The organism is Burkholderia sp. Cy-637, from assembly GCF_011753175.1.
Classification (GTDB): domain Bacteria; phylum Pseudomonadota; class Gammaproteobacteria; order Burkholderiales; family Burkholderiaceae; genus Burkholderia; species Burkholderia gladioli.
On record NZ_VWWC01000141.1, the window covers coordinates 1 to 18285 of the forward strand.

Consider the following 18285-nt stretch of genomic DNA (forward strand, 5'->3'; position numbering starts at 1 on the left):
CGCCTCGCCCGCGGCCAGCGCGCGGATCGTGCCGATCCGCGTGACCGGCACGCCGGCCGTCTCGGCGGCGGCCAGCACGGCCGAGTGCGCCGCGGCCGGCGCGGTGAAGCAGAGTTCGTAATCGTCGCCGCCGGCCAGCGTGCAGGTGCGCTGCAGCTCGGGCGCGAGCGTGGCGAGCGCCGCCGAGCGCGGCACCGCGTCGACGTCGATCTCGGCCGCCACCCGCGAACGATCGAGGATGTGGCGCAGGTCGCCGGCCAGCCCGTCGGAGAGATCCAGCGCGGCATGCGCCACGCCGGCCAGCGCCAGGCCGAGCGCGACGCGCGGCTCGGGCCATTCGAGGGCGCGGCGAAATGCCGCAGCCTCGGCTTCGCCGGCGGTCCATTCGCCGCGCGCCACGCCGAGCCCGGCGCGCGCGTCGCCGAGCGTGCCCGAAACCCAGACCTCGTCGCCCGCGCGCGCCGCGTCGCGGCGCAGCGCGCGATCGGGGCCGACGTCGCCGAACACGGTCACGCAGAGATTGAGCGGCCCGCTGGTGGTATCGCCGCCGACCAGCTCGCAGCCGTGGCGATCGGCGATCGTAAACAAACCGTCGGCGAACGCGTCGAGCCAGTCGGCATCGGCGCGCGGCAGCGCGAAGGCGAGCGTGAAGGCGCGCGGCTGGGCGCCCATCGCGGCGAGGTCCGAGAGATTGACGGCCAGGGTCTTGTGGCCGAGCGCGCGCGGCGGCACCTCGGGGAAGAAATGGCGGCCTTCCACCAGCATGTCCGTCGAAATCGCCAGCATCGTGCCCGGCTTGGGCGCCAGCAGGGCGCAATCGTCGCCGATGCCGAGCACGGCGCGCGCGCCGGAGCGCTGCGCGCGGCGCGCGAAATAGCGGTCGATCAGGGAGAATTCGGACAACGGGGAGGCGGCCACGGCGAACGGTTCCGGCGAGCAGATGGAGGGCGGATATTGTAAGGCGGCGGCTCGGCCTTACGCGCATTCCGGTTGCGGCAGTTGTCACCGGAATCGAAAAATCTGGCGGGGGATTGGCGCTACAATGTGGGCCGAACAGGTATTCTAATCCCGCCTCTCTCGACTCATGTCCACCAAGTCCTCCCCCAAAGCCGACCTGCGCGCCGCCGCCCTCGATTACCACGAATTCCCGACGCCGGGCAAAATCGCCGTCCAGCCGACCAAGCAGATGATCAACCAGCGCGATCTGGCGCTGGCCTATTCGCCGGGCGTGGCCTTCGCCTGCGAGGAGATCGTCGAGAACCCGCTGAACGCCGCGCGCTTCACCTCGCGCAGCAACCTGGTGGGCGTGGTCACCAACGGCACCGCCGTGCTCGGCCTGGGCAACATCGGCCCGCTCGCCTCGAAGCCGGTGATGGAAGGCAAGGCCGCGCTGTTCAAGAAGTTCGCCGGCATCGACGTGTTCGACATCGAACTGAACGAATCGGACCCGCACAAGCTGGTCGACGTGATCACCGCGCTGGAGCCGACCTTCGGGGGCATCAACCTCGAGGACATCAAGGCGCCGGACTGCTTCATCGTCGAGCGCGAGTGCCGCAAGCGCATGAAGATCCCGGTGTTCCACGACGACCAGCACGGCACCGCGATCGTGGTGGCGGCGGCCGTCACCAACGGCCTGAAGGTGGTCGGCAAGGACATCAAGCAGGTCAAGCTGGTCGCCTCGGGCGCCGGCGCGGCCGCGCTGGCCTGCCTGGACCTGCTGGTCGACATCGGCCTGCCGCTCGAGAACATCTACGTGACCGATCTGGCGGGCGTGGTCTACAAGGGCCGCGCCGAGCTGATGGACCCGGACAAGGAGCGTTTCGCGCGCGAGACCGATGCGCGCACGCTGGCCGAGGTGATCGACGGCGCGGACATCTTCCTGGGCCTGTCGGCCGCCGGCGTGCTCAAGCAGGAGATGGTCAAGGGCATGGCCGAGCGCCCGCTGATCCTCGCGCTGGCCAATCCGACGCCGGAAATCCTGCCCGAGGTGGCCCATGAAGTGCGCCCGGACGCGATCCTCGCGACGGGCCGCACCGACTACCCGAACCAGGTCAACAACGTCCTCTGCTTCCCGTTCATCTTCCGCGGCGCGCTGGACGTCGGCGCGACCACCATCACGCGCGAGATGGAAATCGCCGCCGTGAACGCGATCGCCGAACTGGCCCAGCAGGAGCAGAGCGATATCGTGGCGACCGCCTACGGCATCGAGGACATCTCCTTCGGCCCCGAATACCTGATCCCGAAGCCCTTCGACCCGCGCCTGATCGTCAAGATCGCGCCGGCGGTGGCCAAGGCGGCGATGGAAGGCGGCGTGGCCACGCGCCCGATCGAGGACATGGACGCCTACGTCCAGCATCTGCAGCAGTTCGTCTACCACAGCGGCAACACCATGAAGCCGGTGTTCCAGGTGGCGCGCAGCGCCCCGGCCGAGAAGAAGCGCGTGGTGTTCGCCGAGGGCGAGGAGGAGCGCGTGCTGCGCGCGGTGCAGATCCTGATCGACGAGAACGTCGCCAAGCCGATCCTGATCGGCCGCCCGAACGTGATCGAGAACCGCATCAAGCGCTTCGGCCTGCGCATCACGCCGGGCGTCGACTTCACCATCGTCAACACCGAGCACGACGAGCGCTACCGCGATTTCTGGCAGACCTACTACCAGCTGATGGCGCGCAAGGGCATGGGCCAGCAGCTCGCCAAGCTGGAGATGCGCCGCCGCACCACCCTGATCGGCGCGATGCTGGTCAAGAAGGGCGAGGCCGACGGCATGATCTGCGGCACCATCAGCACCACGCACCGCCACCTGCACTTTGTCGACCAGGTGATCGGCAAGCGCGAGGGCTGCAGCGTCTACGCCGCGATGAACGGGCTGGTCCTGCCGGGCCGCCAGATCTTCATTGTCGACACGCACGTCAACGTCGATCCGACCCCGGAGCAACTGGCCGAGATCACCATGATGGCGGCCGAGGAAGTGCGCCGCTTCGGCATCGAGCCGAAGGTCGCGCTGCTCTCGCACTCGAACTTCGGCACCAGCAACGCGCCGACCGCGGCGAAGATGCGCGAGACGCTGGCGATCCTGAAGGAACGCGCGCCGGGCCTGGAAGTGGACGGCGAAATGCACGGCGACGTGGCGCTCGACCCGGTGCTGCGCAAGGAAATCCTGCCGGATTCGACGCTCGAGGGCGAGGCCAACCTGCTGGTGCTGCCGAACATCGACGCGGCCAATATCGCCTACAACCTGCTGAAGACGGCAGCCGGCAACAACATCGCGATCGGGCCGATCCTGCTCGGCGCGGCGCAGCCGGTGCATGTGCTGACCGAATCGGCGACGGTGCGCCGGATCGTCAACATGGCGGCCCTGCTGGTGGCCGACGTCAACGCGACGCGCTGAGCATACGAGGCAGGCGGCGCCCGCGTCGCGGCCTCATGATCAAAGACGCCCGGGCCTGGCCCGGGCGTTTTTCATGGTATCGGCCTTGTTCTCCTGCCTAAGCGACGGCTTCTGTATTCAATTCCCACAGGAAAAGCGGCGTGCCTCGTTGCGAGGCACGCCGTCGGGCATGGCCAGGGACCGTCCCAAGGTCAAACGACAACATCGCCGGGCCGCCGGCAACCGACGAGGAGGCAAGAACTCGTCAGTCGATGTTGCCGAGGCGCAGTTTATCCCGGTTGAGATAAAAAATTCTTGATGAAGCGAGGAAAATGCGCTAAATGTGTCAAATAGCCGCAAATGGCGCTTTCAATTCCCGGACGAACATTGATTCTGCTCGTCATTAGCGCTACGCTTACGCCTTTCCTGGTCGTCAACTTGTTGATTTAACAGCGGGAACCCCGGTTCATGACACGCAAGTGGCTCCGCAACGGCGCGCTCGCGTCCGTCTTCGCGCTCATCGCACTGGGTAGCGCCGGCTTGCCGGCGGGCGGTCCGGTTTCTTCCGCCTACGCACGGGAAATCGCGCCCACCGGCGCGGCGGTCGGTACGATTGCGACCTCCGCGCTGCCGCGCGAAGCCGTGACGACGCTCGGGCTGATTGCTTCAGGCGGCCCCTATCCGTATTCGAAAGACGGCGTCGTGTTCGGCAACTTCGAGCGCATCCTGCCGAAGACGCGGCGCGGCTATTACCATGAGTACACGGTGCCGACGCCCCGCGCGCGCAATCGCGGCGCGAAACGGATCGTCTGCGGCGGGCCGCTGCGCCGGATCGACAACTGTTACTACTCCGACGACCACTACGCCAGTTTTAAACGTATTGTTGAATGATTTCGGGATGATCGGCATGAGCGACACCACCTACGCGCACGATACGTCGGCTGCGGCGGACCTGTTCGCAGCCGGCGACGGCAACCTGTTCCAACGTGTGATGCAGCTGCGCGCGGTCGCCCAGGGCGATACCGCGCCGGAGGCGGCACCCTTGCGGCCGGACTGCCCGGAGCTTTCATCAACCGAGGAGCCTATGAGTCTTTTCGCGACCGTGCGACCCAATCTCGTGCAGTCGATCCGCGCCTTCCGCGTGCAGGATCTCGCGGACGAGGCCGCCCGGCTCGGCCAGCATTTCCTGTTCGCCTATTGCGGCACCGCGCAGTCGAAGCAGGAAGTGCTGGAAACGATCGCGACCTCGTTCCTGTTCCCCAAGCATTTCGGCAAGAACTACGACGCCCTGTACGACAGCCTGACCGACCTGGTCCACAAGGCCGGCGAGCAGCCGGGCTTCGTGATCGTGCTGGAGGCGCTGCCGATCGCGCAGAAGTTCGACAAGGAAGGCCGCGAGACCCTGCTCGACGTGTTCCGCGAGGCCGCCGAGTTCTGGGCGGAGCGCAAGATCGCGTTTCGCGTGTTCTACTCGTTCGCCTGAGCGGGCGAATCGAGTTTGCCGGACGCGGCGGCCGGGACCGAGGTTCCGGGGTCGCCCAGCCAGTGGTGAAAAAGCCCGCCGAGCGCGGGCTTTTTTGCATCCGCCGATGGCCTCGGGCATGCTCGGGCGGGTTGCCATCTCCTTTTCCTGCTTTCGCCCGGTTCCAGGGCCATCATTCCATGATTCCCATGCAGATCCCGCGCATCCTGTCCCGCGTCGTGCTGGCCTTGACCGGCGCGATGCTGATCGCGGCCGTGCCCGCTCGCGCCGCGCCCTTGTCGCCGAGCCAGACTACCGAATTGCTGCTGGCGCTGTTCGTCAACGGAGATTTGGCGCGCGGCCAGCAGTACAACGACACGATGCGCGGCATCGAGGGCGGCCGCGATGCGATCGATCTCCAGGCCTATGCGCAGGCGCGGGCGGAAAATCCGCGCCATCTGGCCGAGCGGCTCACCGAATCGATGCCGCCGGCGCAGCGCGAGGCCTTGAGCGAACCCTTGCGCGCGATGTTCGCGGCGGTGGCGGACGCGATCGCGCATTCGCGCTGCCGCGTCACGGGCGAGACGCGTGAGGCCGATTCGGGCGGCGACGGGCCGTCGAGCGCCCAGGTCGCCTATGTCTGCGAGGTGGCGAACCTCGCGCCGGTGATGGAGCGGCTGCGGGTGGTGATGCCGCGCCAGGTCGTCAGGTCGGAGCAGGCTGCCGTCGAGGCCCGCGCGGCAATGGCCACCAAGCTGGCCGGGATGATCCCCGCCGCGCCGATCGAGTTGCCGGTCAGCGGCACGCTCCAACTGAGCGGCAGTGACCTGGAAGGCTGGCGCGCGACGGATCCCGGCACGCTGCTCGAGACGATATCGAAGCCGATCCTCGAGACGCTGGGCATGCCGACGCAGATGCGCGGAGATTGAGCGGATTTGGCCGCAGTTCGGCGCGCAAGCCATGACAAGCCCGTGGGCCGGGCCGCCTCGAGTTCCTGCTCGCCGCCTACCAGCCTCCCCAGCGCGCGGCCAGCGCCGCCAGCATCGCCATTCCGGCCGTTTCGGTGCGCAGCACGCGCGCGCCCAGCACGATGGCCTGGAAGCCGCATTCGCGCGCGGCATCTTCCTCGGCCGGCGACAAGCCGCCTTCGGGGCCGATCAGCAGGCGGATCTCGCCGATCGGCGCTTGCTCCGGCAACTCGGCGAAGGCGATGCTCGCTCGCGGCGACAACATCAGCCTCACTTCACCCTCGACCGGCGGCGGCAACGCCGCCAGCCAGGCCGCGTAGTCGGACACGGCAGCCACCGCCGGTACGCGATTGCGCCCGCATTGCTCGCAGGCGGCGCGCACCACGCCCTGCCAGTGCGCCACGCGCTTGTCGGCGCGTTCGCCGGAAAGCCTCACCACGCCGCGCGAGGTCGATAGCGGCGCCACGCCGGCCACGCCCAGCTCGACCGCCTTCTCGATCAGCCAGTCCATCTTGTCGCCGCCGGCGATGCCCTGCGCGAGCGTGATCCGGTAGGGTGTCTCCAGCTCGCGCGCCTCGAAGGCCAGCGTGCGGGCCACGGCCGTGCGCTTGCCGATCTCGACCAGCTCGGCGCGATACTGGCCGCCGCCGCCGTCGAACAGCGTCAGCGCATCGCCGGGCTCCAGACGCAGCACCTGGACATGGCGCGCGACCTCGGTGGGCAGCACGATGCTGGCCTGGTCGGCCAGCGGGACATCGACGAAAAATCGCGGAACCGCGGAAGTGCTGCTGCCGTTCATGCCTCGATGCGCCTCGCCAAAGCCCAGCGGTAGCCGTCCAGGTCCTCGACCTGGGCGAAGCGATCGCCCCAGAACTGGTCGCAGGGCGAGGTCAGCGATTTGCCGCCGGCCACGAGCGCGCGCTGATGCGCGGCATCGACGTCGTCGACATACAGGTAGAAGGATTGCGGCGCCATACTGTCGGCGCTGCGCGGCGTGCGCGCGGTCGAGCCGAACGCGCCCTCGGGCGCGAACATCAGGATCAGCTGGCCGTGGTAGCTCATCTCGACGTGCATGATCGCGCCGTCTTCGTCGATCAATTCACGCGTTTCGAACCCGAATGCGTCGCCATAGAAGCGGATCGACGCCTGGGCGTTGCGAACGGCCAGATAGGGCGTCAACCAGGGCACGTTGGCCGGACGTGGGTCGGTCATCGGACAGTCTCCTGCGGGATGGGGGACGATGGGCGCCGATCAGCGCCGTAGGCCGAGTGTATCGCGCAGCGTGCGACGCAGGGTGAACAAGGCCGGATGCAGCTCGGCATCGTAGAAGCGCAGCCCCGCGATGCCACGCTCGGCCAGCCGCTCCCCGACGTCGTGGGCGAACAGCGCGCCCGCGTCGAGCGTGTCGCTGGCCACCGCCATCAGCCATTCGCCGCCGTACAGCGGCACCGGCGCGGCCAGCGGGGCGACCACCGCGAAGCTGGCGCGCAGCTCGGCCACCAGCGCGGCGATCCGCTTCGCGTGGAAACCGGGCGCGCCCAGGTGCATCGAGAGCGCCGCGCAGGGCGTCAGGATCCGCTTGAGCCGCGCCAGGAAATCGCGCGTGTAGAGGCCGGCGGCCGGCGAATCGGGCGGCGTCAGGTCGAACACCACCAGGTCGAAGTGACAACTGCTGCGCGCCACGTACTGCGCGGCATCGCCGATCACCAGCTCGACGCGCGGATCGTCGAGCGCGCCCTCGTGCACCGCGCCGAGGTGGCGGCGCGCCATCTCGACCACGGCCGCGTCGAGTTCGGCGATCACCACCCGCTCGATCGAGGGATGCTTGAGCAACTGGCGCGCGGCGCCGCCGTCGCCGCCGCCGAGCACCAGCGCCCGGCGCGGCTGCGGATGGGCCAGCGCGGCCGGGTGCGTCATGCATTCGTGATAGACGTATTCGTCGCCGACGGAGGTCATCGGCCGGCCGTCGAGCGTGAACAAGCGGCCGAGCTGCGGGGTGTCCCAGACCTCGATGCGCTGATGCGGCGAGGCGAGCGCCTCGAGCCGCCGCGCGTTCGGGAAGCCGTAGGTCGCGTCGGGGGACGGATGGAAGAAGAGCGTCGTGTTCACGGGGCGGGGTGGAGCGAGGGCAGGGCCGATGCCGGGAATTATAGGAGGCGGGCGCGCGGCGAGTGGAACGCGGCGAGGCAGGGCGCGGCGCCCGCTGGCTCCGGCGGCGGCTTGCGGCGCCGCAAAAATCACGCCCATGAGAAGATGCGGCGACGCGGTTTCGCCGTTCAGCCCGGTCGCGAAGCCGTTTTCGCCGGGGCGCGGGCCGGGTCTCTGTTAAAATGACCGGCTTTGCAGCCTCCCGTCTGATTGCTCGTCCGCTTCGCGTCCTGATGGCGCCGCATCGCGCGCCGGGGTCGGCTGGCCCGCGAGCTTCCGGACATGCCGTGCCCCGTTTTTCTCGACTCGTTCTCCGGACTCGACATGACGACCTCGTCTCCCGCCAACACCTCCCTGATGGCCAACGCGATCCGCGCGCTCGCGATGGATGCCGTCCAGCAAGCGAACTCCGGCCACCCCGGCATGCCGATGGGCATGGCCGAAATCGGCGTCGCGCTGTGGTCGCGCCACCTGCGCCACAACCCGACCAACCCGCATTGGGCCGACCGCGACCGCTTCGTGCTGTCCAACGGCCATGGCTCGATGCTGCTGTACTCGCTGCTGCACTTGACCGGCTACGCACTGCCGATCGAGGAGCTGAAGAACTTCCGCCAGTTGCACTCCAAGACGCCGGGCCACCCCGAATACGGCATCACGCCGGGCGTCGAGACCACCACCGGCCCGCTCGGCCAGGGTCTGGCCAACGCGGTCGGCATGGCGCTCGGCGAAGCGCTGCTGGCGGCCGAGTTCAACAAGGCCGACGCGAAGATCGTCGACCACCACACCTACGTATTCGTCGGCGACGGCTGCCTGATGGAAGGCATCTCGCACGAGGCCTGCTCGCTGGCCGGCACGCTCAAGCTCAACAAGCTGATCGCGCTGTACGACGACAACGGCATCTCGATCGACGGCGACGTGGTCAACTGGTTCCACGACGACACCCCGAAGCGCTTCGAGGCCTATGGCTGGAACGTGATCCCGGGCGTGAACGGCCATGACGTCGACGCGGTCGACGCGGCCATCGCAAAGGCCAAGCAATCGGATCGTCCGACCCTGATCTGCTGCAAGACGGTGATCGGCAAGGGCGCGGCCACCAAGGCCGGCGGCCACGACGTCCACGGCGCGGCGCTCGGCGCCGAGGAAATCGCCAAGACGCGCGCTGCGCTGGGCTGGAACTGGGAACCCTTCGTGATCCCGCAGGAAGTCTATGCGGCATGGGATGCCAAGGCCGCGGGCGCCAAGTTCGAAGCCGACTGGCAGAGCGCGTTCGACGCCTACCGCGCCAAGTACCCGGCCGAGGCGGCCGAGTTCGAGCGCCGCGCGGCCAACAAGCTGCCGGCCGACTGGGCCGAGAAGGCCGCCGCCATCGTCGCCGGCGCCAACGAGCGCGGCGAGACGGTCGCCACCCGCAAGGCCTCGCAGCAGACCATCGAAGGCCTGGCCGCGGCGCTGCCGGAACTGCTCGGCGGCTCGGCCGACCTGACCGGCTCGAACCTCACCAACTGGAAGGCCTCCAAGCCGGTGCGCGCCGGCGAGCACGGCATCCAGTGGGGCAACCACGTCAACTACGGCGTGCGCGAATTCGGCATGAGCGCGGCCATCAACGGCCTGGTCCTGCACGGCGGCTACAAGCCCTTCGGCGGCACCTTCCTGACCTTCTCCGACTACAGCCGCAACGCGTTGCGCGTGGCCGCGCTGATGAAGGCCCCGTCGATCTTCGTGTTCACCCACGATTCGATCGGCCTGGGCGAGGACGGCCCGACCCACCAGTCGATCGAGCACGTCTCCAGCCTGCGCCTGATCCCGAACCTCGACGTCTGGCGCCCGGCCGACACGGTCGAGACGGCGGTGGGCTGGACCGAGGCGATCGCCGCCCAGCGTCCGTCCTGCCTGATCTTCAGCCGCCAGAACCTGCAGTTCAACACGCGCAGCGATGCGCAACTGGCCAATGTCGCCAAGGGCGGCTACGTGCTGCGCGACTGGCAGGAAGACATCGTCGCGCGCAAGATCATCCTGATCGCGACCGGCTCCGAGGTCGAGCTGGCGATGAAGGCCGTCGAGCCGCTGGCGCAGCAGGGCATCGCCGCGCGCGTGGTGTCGATGCCGGCCACCACCGTGTTCGACCGCCAGGACGCCGAGTACCGCGAGCGCGTGCTGCCGGCCGGCGTGCGCCGCGTGGCGATCGAGGCGGGCGTGAGCGACTTCTGGCGCAAGTACGTCGGCCTCGAGGGCGGCGTGGTCGGGATCGACACCTTCGGCGAATCGGCGCCGGCCGGCGTGCTGTTCAAGTACTTCGGCTTCACCGTCGAGAACGTGGTCGAGACGGCGAAGAAGGTGCTCGCCTAAGTGATACCAGGCGCGCTGCGCTGCCTCCCCGGGCGCGCAGCGCGCCGCCGTGAAGCTGCACGAAACGTATTTTTTTCAGCCATCAGGAGATAGACCATGACGATTCGCGTTGCAATCAACGGTTACGGCCGCATCGGCCGCAACACGCTGCGCGCTTTCTACGAAAACGGCAAGAAGCATGACATCGAGATCGTCGCGATCAACGACCTCGGCGATGCCAAGACCAACGCGCACCTGACGCAGTACGACACGGCGCACGGCCGCTTCCCCGGCGAAGTGTCGGTCGACGGCGACTACCTGATCGTCAACGGCGACCGCATCCGCGTGCTGGCCAACCGCAACCCGGCCGAACTGCCGTGGGGCGAGCTCGGCGTCGACGTGGTGTTCGAGTGCACGGGCTTCTTCACCACCAAGGAAAAGGCCAGCGCCCACCTGAAGGGCGGCGCGAAGAAGGTGATCATCTCGGCGCCGGGCGGCAAGGATGTCGACGCGACCATCGTCTACGGCGTCAACCACGACGTGCTGAAGGCCGAGCACACCGTGATCTCGAACGCATCGTGCACCACCAACTGCCTGGCGCCGCTGGTCAAGCCGCTGCACGACAAGATCGGCCTCGAAACCGGCCTGATGACGACGATCCACGCCTACACCAACGACCAGGTGCTGACCGACGTCTATCACGAGGACCTGCGCCGCGCCCGCTCGGCCACGCACAGCCAGATCCCGACCAAGACCGGCGCGGCCGCCGCGGTCGGCCTGGTGCTGCCGGAACTGAACGGCAAGCTGGACGGCTACGCGATCCGCGTGCCGACCATCAACGTGTCGATCGTCGACCTGTCCTTCATCGCCAAGCGCGACACCACGGTCGAGGAAGTCAACGCGATCATGAAGGAAGCCTCGGAAGGCGCGCTCAAGGGCATCCTGGCCTATAACGACCAGCCGCTGGTGTCGGTCGACTTCAACCACAACCCGGCCTCGTCCTCGTTCGATTCGACGCTGACCAAGGTGTCGGGCCGCCTGGTGAAGGTGTCGAGCTGGTACGACAACGAGTGGGGCTTCTCGAACCGCATGCTGGACACGGCAGTCGCGTTCGCCAACGCCAAGTAAATCGGCTCGGGCGCGGCCGGCTGGCCGAGCCCGTTTCGATCCCGTCGCGAAAACCCGCCGTCGCGCCTCGTGCGCGGCGGCGGGTTTGTCTTTTGGGGCGGGGGTTCAGTGCTGCGGCTTCAGCCGCGCGGCGTGGGGAAGAACACGCCGGCGCGCTGCGCGGCGCTCTCGATGTGGATCTCGATGGCCCGGCCGGCCGCGGCCGAGTCGCGCGCGGTGAGCGCGTCGACGATGGCGCGATGCTCGTGCCAGGTCGAGAGCATCAGCTCGCGCCGGTAGAAGGGCATGCGCTGGCTTTCCTTCATGATGTCGGCGCTGTTGCGCAGCACCGATTCGATCGCCGCGTTGCCGGCCAGCGCGAGGATCCGCATGTGGAATTCGAAGTCGAGCTGGGCGGCGGCGTCCAGCGCGTTGTCGACCAGCGCCACGTGCAGCGCGGCCAGGTTCTCCTCGAACCAGGCGAGGTCGGTGTCGCTGATCGCCAGCGCCGCCATGCGCGCCGCGAAACCCTCCAGCGCATAACGCATCTGGTAGGTATCGGGCGGCGAGGATTGCGCGGCGAAGCGCCAGGGATGGCCGGCCGCGGCCTGCGCGCGCTCCACGTAGACGCCCTTGCCGGGCCGGATCGTCAGCATGCCGAGCGCCTCCAGCGTCGACAGCGCCTCGCGCAGCGAGGCACGGCTGATCTCCAGTTCCTCGGAGAGCTGGCGCTGCGCCGGCAGCAGGCTGCCGACCGGGTAGGCGCCGGTTTCGATGCGGGCCTGGATGGTCGCCACGGCGGCGTCGGTAACGGTTTGGGGCAGGTTCTTCATGACTACATGCGGGGCCGGTCAGACCGGCATTGTAATCCGCCCATCCATGCCGCGCCGCCGGCGCCCGGCCCGCTGTCGCGTATCGGGTAATCCCGGTTTTTGACACGGTTGACGCGCGTATATCGGCTTCCTACACTTCGCCATAACTTAACTGGTATGACCAGTCAGAACAGTGAAGTCCACGACAACCGCGGTGACGGGAGGTGTGATGGCGAGGTTTCTGAATTCCTTGTTCGGGCGCGTGGTGATCGCGCTGGTGATCGGCGTGGCGCTCGGAGCCGCCTTCCCGCACGCGGCGCAGTCGCTGCGCCCGCTCGGCGACGGCTTCCTGAAGCTGATCAAGATGGTGATCGGGCCGATCGTGTTCTGCGTGGTGGTGGGGGGCATCGCGAATGCCGGCGACTTGAAGAAGGTGGGACGCGTCGGCGTGAAGGCGATCGTCTACTTCGAGCTGATGACCACGCTGGCGCTCGGCATCGGCCTGTTGCTGGCGGTCCTCACGCGGCCCGGCGCCGGCATGAACGTCGCGCTCGGCTCGCTCGACGCGGCCTCGCTGGCCGACTACGCGAAGAACGCGCAGAGCCTCAAGGACACCGCCGGCTACCTGCTCAAGATCATCCCCGACACGGCCTTCGATGCCTTCGCCAAGGGCGACATCCTGCAGATCCTGGTGTTCGCGGTGCTGTTCGGCTCGGCGCTGTCCCTGCTCGGCGAACGCGCCAGCCGCATCAGCGGCATCATCGACGAGTTCTCGCAGGTCTGCTTTCGCGTGATGGGCTTCATCATCCGGCTCGCGCCGCTCGGCGTGCTCGGCGCGATCGCCTTCACCACCGGCAAGTACGGCGTGGCCTCGCTCAAGCAGCTCGGCCTGCTGGTGGCGGTGTTCTACGTGAGCTGCGCGCTGTTCGTCGCGGTGGTGCTCGGCACCGTGATGCGCCTGGCCGGCTTCAGCGTGTTCAAGCTGATCCGCTACCTGCGCGAGGAGCTGATGATCGTGCTCGGCACCGCCTCCTCGGACGCGGTGCTGCCGCAGGTGATGCGCAAGCTCGAATGGATGGGCGTGAAGGATTCCACCGTCGGCCTGGTGATCCCCACCGGCTACTCGTTCAATCTCGACGGTTTCTCGATCTACCTGACGCTGGCCGTGCTGTTCATCGCGCAGGCCACCAATACGCCGCTGTCCGCGCACGACCTGATCATCGTGCTGCTGGTCTCGCTGGTCACCTCGAAGGGCGCGCACGGCATCCCCGGCTCGGCGATCGTGATCCTGGCCGCGACGCTCTCGGCGATCCCGGCGATTCCGGTGCTCGGCCTGGTGCTGATCCTGCCGGTCGACTGGTTCGTCGGCATCGCGCGCGCGCTCACCAACCTGGTCGGCAATTGCGTGGCCACCGTGGTGGTGGCGGTCTGGGAGCACGACATCGACGTCGCCCGTGCCCGCCGCGTGCTGAACCGCGAGCTGCGCTACGTGCCGGTCGAGGAGGAGCACGGCGAGGCCGGTGCCGCGCCCGGCAAGCTCGCCGGCGGCGAGCACGCGCACGTGCTCTGAGGGCGCCGCGTCATCGCCGCGTTCCTTTCGCGCCTGTTCCTCGCTTCTCCGCGTTTCCCGCTTTCCCCGCTTCCCGATTCGCAGCCCGGCACCGCGCCGGGCCTCTCACCCGACTGGAGACATCATGGCTGCACCGATCCTCGATCCCGACGCGCCTGCCTTCACGCGCCGCTACGTGAATCTCGCCGACCCGCGCCTGGGCGCCAAGGCGCTGGCCTCCAGCGACGACTTCTTCGCGCCGATGGAGCGCATGCTCAACCCCGAGCCGGCCGTCTTCATCCCCGGCAAGTACGACGATCACGGCAAGTGGATGGATGGCTGGGAAACGCGCCGCAAGCGCGTGGCCGGCCACGACTGGTGCATCGTCAGGCTGGCGCGCCCCGGCGTGGTCCATGGCGTCGATCTCGACACCAGCCACTTCACCGGCAACTTCCCGCCGGCCGCCTCGATCGAGGCCTGCGCGTTCGACGGCGAGCTGCCGCCGGAGCAGGCCGACTGGCAGCCGCTGGTGCCGGCCACCACGCTGCAGGGCAATCGCCATCACTACGTCGCCGTCGACGCGCCGCGCGTGCTCACCCACCTGCGCGTCAATCTCTATCCGGACGGCGGGCTGGCGCGGCTGCGCGTGTACGGCCAGCCGCAGCGCGACTGGAGCCGCGCCGCCACGGGCGAGCTGGTCGACCTGGCCGCGATCGAGAACGGCGCCTACCTGGTCGCCGCCAACAACCAGCACTTCGGTCCCGCCTCGCAGATGCTGATGCCGGGGCGCGGCGTGAACATGGGCGACGGCTGGGAGACGCGGCGGCGCCGCGAACCCGGCAACGACTGGGCGATCGTGGCGCTGGCGCGCCCGGGGATCATCCGCCGCGTCGAGGTCGACACCGCGCACTTCAAGGGCAACTATCCCGATCGCTGCTCGCTGCAGGCCGCCTCGGTGGCCGGCGGCACCGACGATTCGCTGGTCACGCAGGCGATGTTCTGGCCGGAGCTGCTCGGCGAGCAGAAGCTGTCGATGGACAGCCTGCACGTGTTCGACAGCGGCCTGGCCGCGCTGGGCCCGGTCACCCACGTGCGCTTCAACATCTTCCCCGACGGCGGCGTCTCGCGCCTGCGTCTGTGGGCCGAGCCGGCCTGAGCGGGAGGTGATCATGAACCAGCTGCCCCTGCCGCTGGAGCCGCTCACGCGTGCCGCCTTCGCGCCGTTCGGCGACGTGATCGAGCTCGAGGGCGCGCGTCATTTCCCGATCAACGGCGGCACCACCGAACGCTTCCACGACCTGGCCAGCGTCGATGTCGGCGAAGCCGGCGGCCGCCCGCTCGTCAACCTGTTCCGCGGCCAGCCGCGCCGCTGGCCGATCGAGATCGCGATGATGGAGCGGCACCCGCTGGGCAGCCAGGCCTTCGTGCCGCTGGCCGAGGTCGGGCGTTACGCGGTGGTGGTCGCGCCGGCCGGCGAATTCGATCCGGCGCGGCTGCGCGCCTTTCTCGCCGAGGGCTGGCAGGGCGTCAACTATGCGCGGGGCGTCTGGCATCACCCGCTGCTCGCGCTCGATCGCGTCAGCGATTTCGTGGTGATCGACCGCGGCGGCAACGGCGAGCCGAATTGCGACGAGATCGTGCTCGACACGCGGCGCCTGCTGCTGCCGCCCGAGCCGGGCGAGCGGCAGGGCGCGGCGTGAATTCGGCGCCTGCTTAAGAGGGCACGCGCCGTTCGTCAGGAAACCGAAAGACGAGCCGGCCGATGCCCGAAAACGATCCGGCCCGGCAAGGCTTGCGCCTTGTCGGGCCGGATTGCCTGGCGGGCCGGCGCGATGCCGGCCGGCCGATCAGTGCTTGCGGTGCGGGCAGTTCTCGGTGGTGCAGGAACCGTACATCGCCAGCGAGTGCTCCTGCAGCTTGAAGCCGCGCGTCTTGGCGATCGCCTGCTGGCGGTTCTCGATCTCGGCGTCGAAGAATTCCTCGACGCGGCCGCAGTCGAGACAGACCAGGTGGTCGTGGTGCGAACCCTCGTTCAGTTCGAACACCGCCTTGCCCGATTCGAAATTGCTGCGCGTGAGCAGGCCGGCCTGCTCGAACTGCGTCAGCACGCGGTATACCGTGGCCAGGCCGATGTCGAGTTGTTCGTGCAGCAGGTTGCGATAGACGTCTTCGGCGGTCAGGTGCCGGACTTCGCTCTGCTGAAAAATTTCCAGAATCTTGAGGCGCGGTAGGGTGGCCTTGAGCCCGATATTCTTCAGCTCGGTCGGATTGGTCATGGCTAGGCGTCCCTAGAGTACAATGCAGGGTTCCAATAGTACCGGCTTTTCGCCCTGTCAGTCACCTGTGACCCGAGTCGCGCGGCCCGCCCGGCAAATCGGTGCAAGTGACGGACAAGTTTCCCGTATCCCGTTCGCAACATTCAGAGGACCCGCATGCGGAGTGCCATCACTGCTGCCGTCGCTGTCGCCGTCGTCACGCTGGCAGGCTGTTCGTCTTATGACAGCGTCACGCAACGAATCGCGCAGAGCATCACGCCTTACCGCATCACGGTCGTCCAGGGCAATTTCGTCTCACAGGAAAAGGCCTCGCAATTGCAGGCCGGCATGACCCGCGAACAGGTCCGCGCGCTGCTCGGCACGCCGCTGCTGGCCGACATGTTCCACGCGGACCGTTGGGATTACCTGTTCTACTTCAAGCGCGGCTCGACCTCGGTGGTCCAGCAGCGTGACCTGGTCGTCAACTTCCAGAACGATCGCCTGGCGAGCTGGAGCGGCGGCGACAACCTCCCGTCCGAACTCGACCTGCTGGCCGACATCGACGGCGACCGTCGCGGCAAGAAGAAGGCGAAGGCCGCCGCAGCGGCCGCTTCGGCCAGCGCGGCGGCTTCTGCCAGTGCCGCGGCTTCGGCCCCGGCTGGCACGCCGGTGCCGCCGGACCTGGCACCCGCCGCTGCTGCCCCGGCGAACCCGGCGCCGCCGGCTTCGGCCAGCCAGGTCGGCCAGTCCGACGCGAATACCGAGGCCGCGCGCGCGGCCAACCGCGCCACCGCCCAGGTATCGGGCCAGGGCTCGCAGGCCAGCCGCTTCCGGCCGTCCTCGCAGACCGCGCCGTCCGCGCCGACGCCGGGCGGCCTGCCGCCGGGAGCGAGCCCGGCGATCCAGCCGCAGTTCCAGTTCCATCGTCCGCCGCAACCCACCGCGCCGAGCGACGGCAGCCAGCCGGTCGGCCCGCAGGGCTCCGACCAACTGCCGAACCAGCCGCTGACGGCGCCGCCGGCCGATATCTCGGCGCCGCCGAACTCGAACTGAGCGGGCAGACTACCCAGACGGGCGGCTTCGGCCGCCCGGTTCGTTTCCGCCCCCGCCGGCGCTGGATCCGGCGGTCGCGCGAAGCCTTCACGTTTTCAAGCTCATCAAGCAGATACGCAACACGACCATGAAAATTGCCATTGCCGGAGCATCGGGCCGTATGGGCCGGATGCTGATCGAAGCGGTGCTCAACGACGCCGACGCCACCCTGGTCGGCGCGCTCGGCCGCCCGGGTTCCGCCCACCTGGGCCAGGACGCGGGCGCCTTCCTCGGCAAGCCGACCGGCGTCGCCATCACCGACGACGTCGAGCGCGTGTTCGCCGAGGCCGACTGCCTGATCGACTTCACGCGGCCCGATACCACGATCGGCTATCTCGACGCGGCGCGCCGCCATGGCGTCAAGCTGGTGATCGGCACCACCGGCTTCAGCGAGGCGCAGAAGGCGCAGTTGCGCGAGGCGGCGAGCCAGGTCGGCATCGTGTTCTCGGCGAACATGAGCGTGGGCGTGAACGTCACGCTGAAGCTGCTCGAATTCGCCGCCAGGCAATTCGAGCAGGGTTACGACATCGAGATCATCGAGGCGCATCACCGCCACAAGGTCGATGCGCCCTCGGGCACCGCGCTGATGATGGGCGAGACCGTGGCCGCCTCGCTGGGTCGCAAGCTCGAGGATTGCGCGGTCTACGACCGCCACGGCGAGACCGGCCCGCGCGATCCCTCGACGATCGGCTTCACGGCGATTCGCGGCGGCGACATCGTCGGCGATCACACCGTGCTGTTCGCCGGCATCGGCGAGCGTATCGAGATCACCCACAAGTCCTCGAGCCGTGTCTCGTATGCGCAGGGATCGATGCGCGCGGTGCGCTTCCTGGCCGACAAGCCGGCCGGGCTGTTCGACATGCAGGACGTGCTCGGCCTGCGCTGAGCCGCAACCCCGGGAGGCGCGCATGGCGACGGAAACCGGCGTAGTCCACTATCTGGCGAGCGGCGATGCCGTCACGCACGGCGTGGCCTGGCTGCTGTTCGCGATGTCGGTCGCGAGCTGGTGCTTCCTGCTGGTGAAGGCCTGGACGCTGGCGCGCGCGAAGCGCCAGGGCCCGGGGGCGATCGCCGCGTTCTGGCGCGCCGGCTCGTTCGACGAGGGGCTGGCCGCGCTGCGCTCGGCTGATCGCGAGCGGGTGTTCGCGCCGCTGGCCGAGGCCGCGCGGGAGGCGGCCGACACCGCGCCCAGCCTGCTCGGGG

Annotated in this window: 17 protein-coding genes and 1 pseudogene; 12 read left to right on the forward strand and 6 right to left on the reverse strand. The window is 68.5% G+C overall.

Annotated elements, in window-relative coordinates:
- The coding region (thiL, locus tag F3J10_RS27120) for a thiamine-phosphate kinase (RefSeq protein ID WP_167243412.1) at positions 1-918 on the reverse strand (918 nt) is incomplete at its 3' end.
- Positions 919-1084: 166 nt separating this feature from the next.
- Here thiL and F3J10_RS27125 point away from each other — a divergent pair.
- From F3J10_RS27125 to F3J10_RS27140, 4 genes are all read left to right on the forward strand, one after another.
- A complete protein-coding gene (locus F3J10_RS27125) occupies positions 1085-3385 on the forward strand; it encodes an NADP-dependent malic enzyme (RefSeq protein WP_167233457.1) in 2301 nt (766 codons plus the stop codon).
- Between the two features lie 447 nt (positions 3386-3832).
- A complete protein-coding gene (locus F3J10_RS27130) occupies positions 3833-4255 on the forward strand; it encodes a ribonuclease (protein ID WP_025096805.1) in 423 nt (140 codons plus the stop codon).
- A 16-nt stretch (positions 4256-4271) separates the two neighbouring features.
- The gene (locus tag F3J10_RS27135; protein WP_025096804.1) at positions 4272-4847 is read left to right on the forward strand and encodes a barstar family protein; all 576 of its coding nucleotides are present in this window, start codon (positions 4272-4274) and stop codon (positions 4845-4847) included.
- A 179-nt stretch (positions 4848-5026) separates the two neighbouring features.
- Entirely contained in the window at positions 5027-5755 is a 729-nt protein-coding gene (locus F3J10_RS27140) for a hypothetical protein (RefSeq protein WP_167233458.1), read from the forward strand.
- 76 nt (positions 5756-5831) lie between these two features.
- On the opposite strand, the gene F3J10_RS27145 is transcribed toward F3J10_RS27140, so the two are convergent.
- The 3 genes from F3J10_RS27145 to speE are packed head-to-tail and all read right to left on the reverse strand — an operon-like array spanning position 5832 to position 7903.
- Complete coding sequence (locus tag F3J10_RS27145; RefSeq protein WP_167233459.1) at positions 5832-6593, reverse strand: 16S rRNA (uracil(1498)-N(3))-methyltransferase; 762 nt, start codon at positions 6591-6593, stop codon at positions 5832-5834.
- Entirely contained in the window at positions 6590-7006 is a 417-nt protein-coding gene (locus tag F3J10_RS27150) for a VOC family protein (protein WP_167243413.1), read from the reverse strand. The genes F3J10_RS27145 and F3J10_RS27150 overlap by 4 nt, the downstream gene beginning before the upstream one ends.
- Before the next feature lie 39 nt (positions 7007-7045).
- Positions 7046-7903: a polyamine aminopropyltransferase gene (gene speE / locus F3J10_RS27155; protein WP_025096801.1), complete on the reverse strand. Its 858-nt coding sequence runs from the start codon at positions 7901-7903 to the stop codon at positions 7046-7048.
- A 363-nt stretch (positions 7904-8266) separates the two neighbouring features.
- Here speE and tkt point away from each other — a divergent pair, with 363 nt between their 5' ends.
- A complete protein-coding gene (gene tkt, locus F3J10_RS27160) occupies positions 8267-10288 on the forward strand; it encodes a transketolase (RefSeq protein WP_167243414.1) in 2022 nt (673 codons plus the stop codon).
- Between the two features lie 96 nt (positions 10289-10384).
- Positions 10385-11395: a type I glyceraldehyde-3-phosphate dehydrogenase gene (gap, locus tag F3J10_RS27165; RefSeq protein WP_013696623.1), complete on the forward strand. Its 1011-nt coding sequence runs from the start codon at positions 10385-10387 to the stop codon at positions 11393-11395.
- A 119-nt stretch (positions 11396-11514) separates the two neighbouring features.
- On the opposite strand, the gene F3J10_RS27170 is transcribed toward gap, so the two are convergent.
- Complete coding sequence (locus tag F3J10_RS27170; RefSeq protein WP_013696624.1) at positions 11515-12207, reverse strand: FCD domain-containing protein; 693 nt, start codon at positions 12205-12207, stop codon at positions 11515-11517.
- Between the two features lie 208 nt (positions 12208-12415).
- Here F3J10_RS27170 and F3J10_RS27175 point away from each other — a divergent pair, with 208 nt between their 5' ends.
- The 3 genes from F3J10_RS27175 to F3J10_RS27185 all read left to right on the forward strand — a co-directional run bounded on the left by F3J10_RS27175 (position 12416) and on the right by F3J10_RS27185 (position 15435).
- The gene (locus F3J10_RS27175; protein WP_013696625.1) at positions 12416-13756 is read left to right on the forward strand and encodes a C4-dicarboxylate transporter DctA; all 1341 of its coding nucleotides are present in this window, start codon (positions 12416-12418) and stop codon (positions 13754-13756) included.
- 124 nt (positions 13757-13880) lie between these two features.
- Entirely contained in the window at positions 13881-14891 is a 1011-nt protein-coding gene (gene alc, locus F3J10_RS27180) for an allantoicase (protein WP_167243415.1), read from the forward strand.
- Positions 14892-14904: 13 nt separating this feature from the next.
- Complete coding sequence (locus F3J10_RS27185; protein WP_025096796.1) at positions 14905-15435, forward strand: ureidoglycolate lyase; 531 nt, start codon at positions 14905-14907, stop codon at positions 15433-15435.
- 147 nt (positions 15436-15582) lie between these two features.
- Here the strand turns inward: F3J10_RS27185 and fur are convergent, their stop codons facing one another.
- The gene (gene fur, locus F3J10_RS27190; protein WP_013696628.1) at positions 15583-16011 is read right to left on the reverse strand and encodes a ferric iron uptake transcriptional regulator; all 429 of its coding nucleotides are present in this window, start codon (positions 16009-16011) and stop codon (positions 15583-15585) included.
- Between the two features lie 156 nt (positions 16012-16167).
- Between fur and bamE the strand changes: the two genes are divergently transcribed.
- From bamE to F3J10_RS27205, 3 genes and pseudogenes are all read left to right on the forward strand, one after another.
- Positions 16168-17043, forward strand: coding sequence for an outer membrane protein assembly factor BamE (bamE, locus tag F3J10_RS27195; protein WP_025096795.1), 876 nt, complete (start codon positions 16168-16170; stop codon positions 17041-17043).
- Positions 17044-17170: 127 nt separating this feature from the next.
- Complete coding sequence (dapB, locus tag F3J10_RS27200; protein WP_025096794.1) at positions 17171-17968, forward strand: 4-hydroxy-tetrahydrodipicolinate reductase; 798 nt, start codon at positions 17171-17173, stop codon at positions 17966-17968.
- Positions 17969-17990: 22 nt separating this feature from the next.
- Positions 17991-18285: pseudogene (locus tag F3J10_RS27205) on the forward strand (MotA/TolQ/ExbB proton channel family protein); the annotation flags it as partial.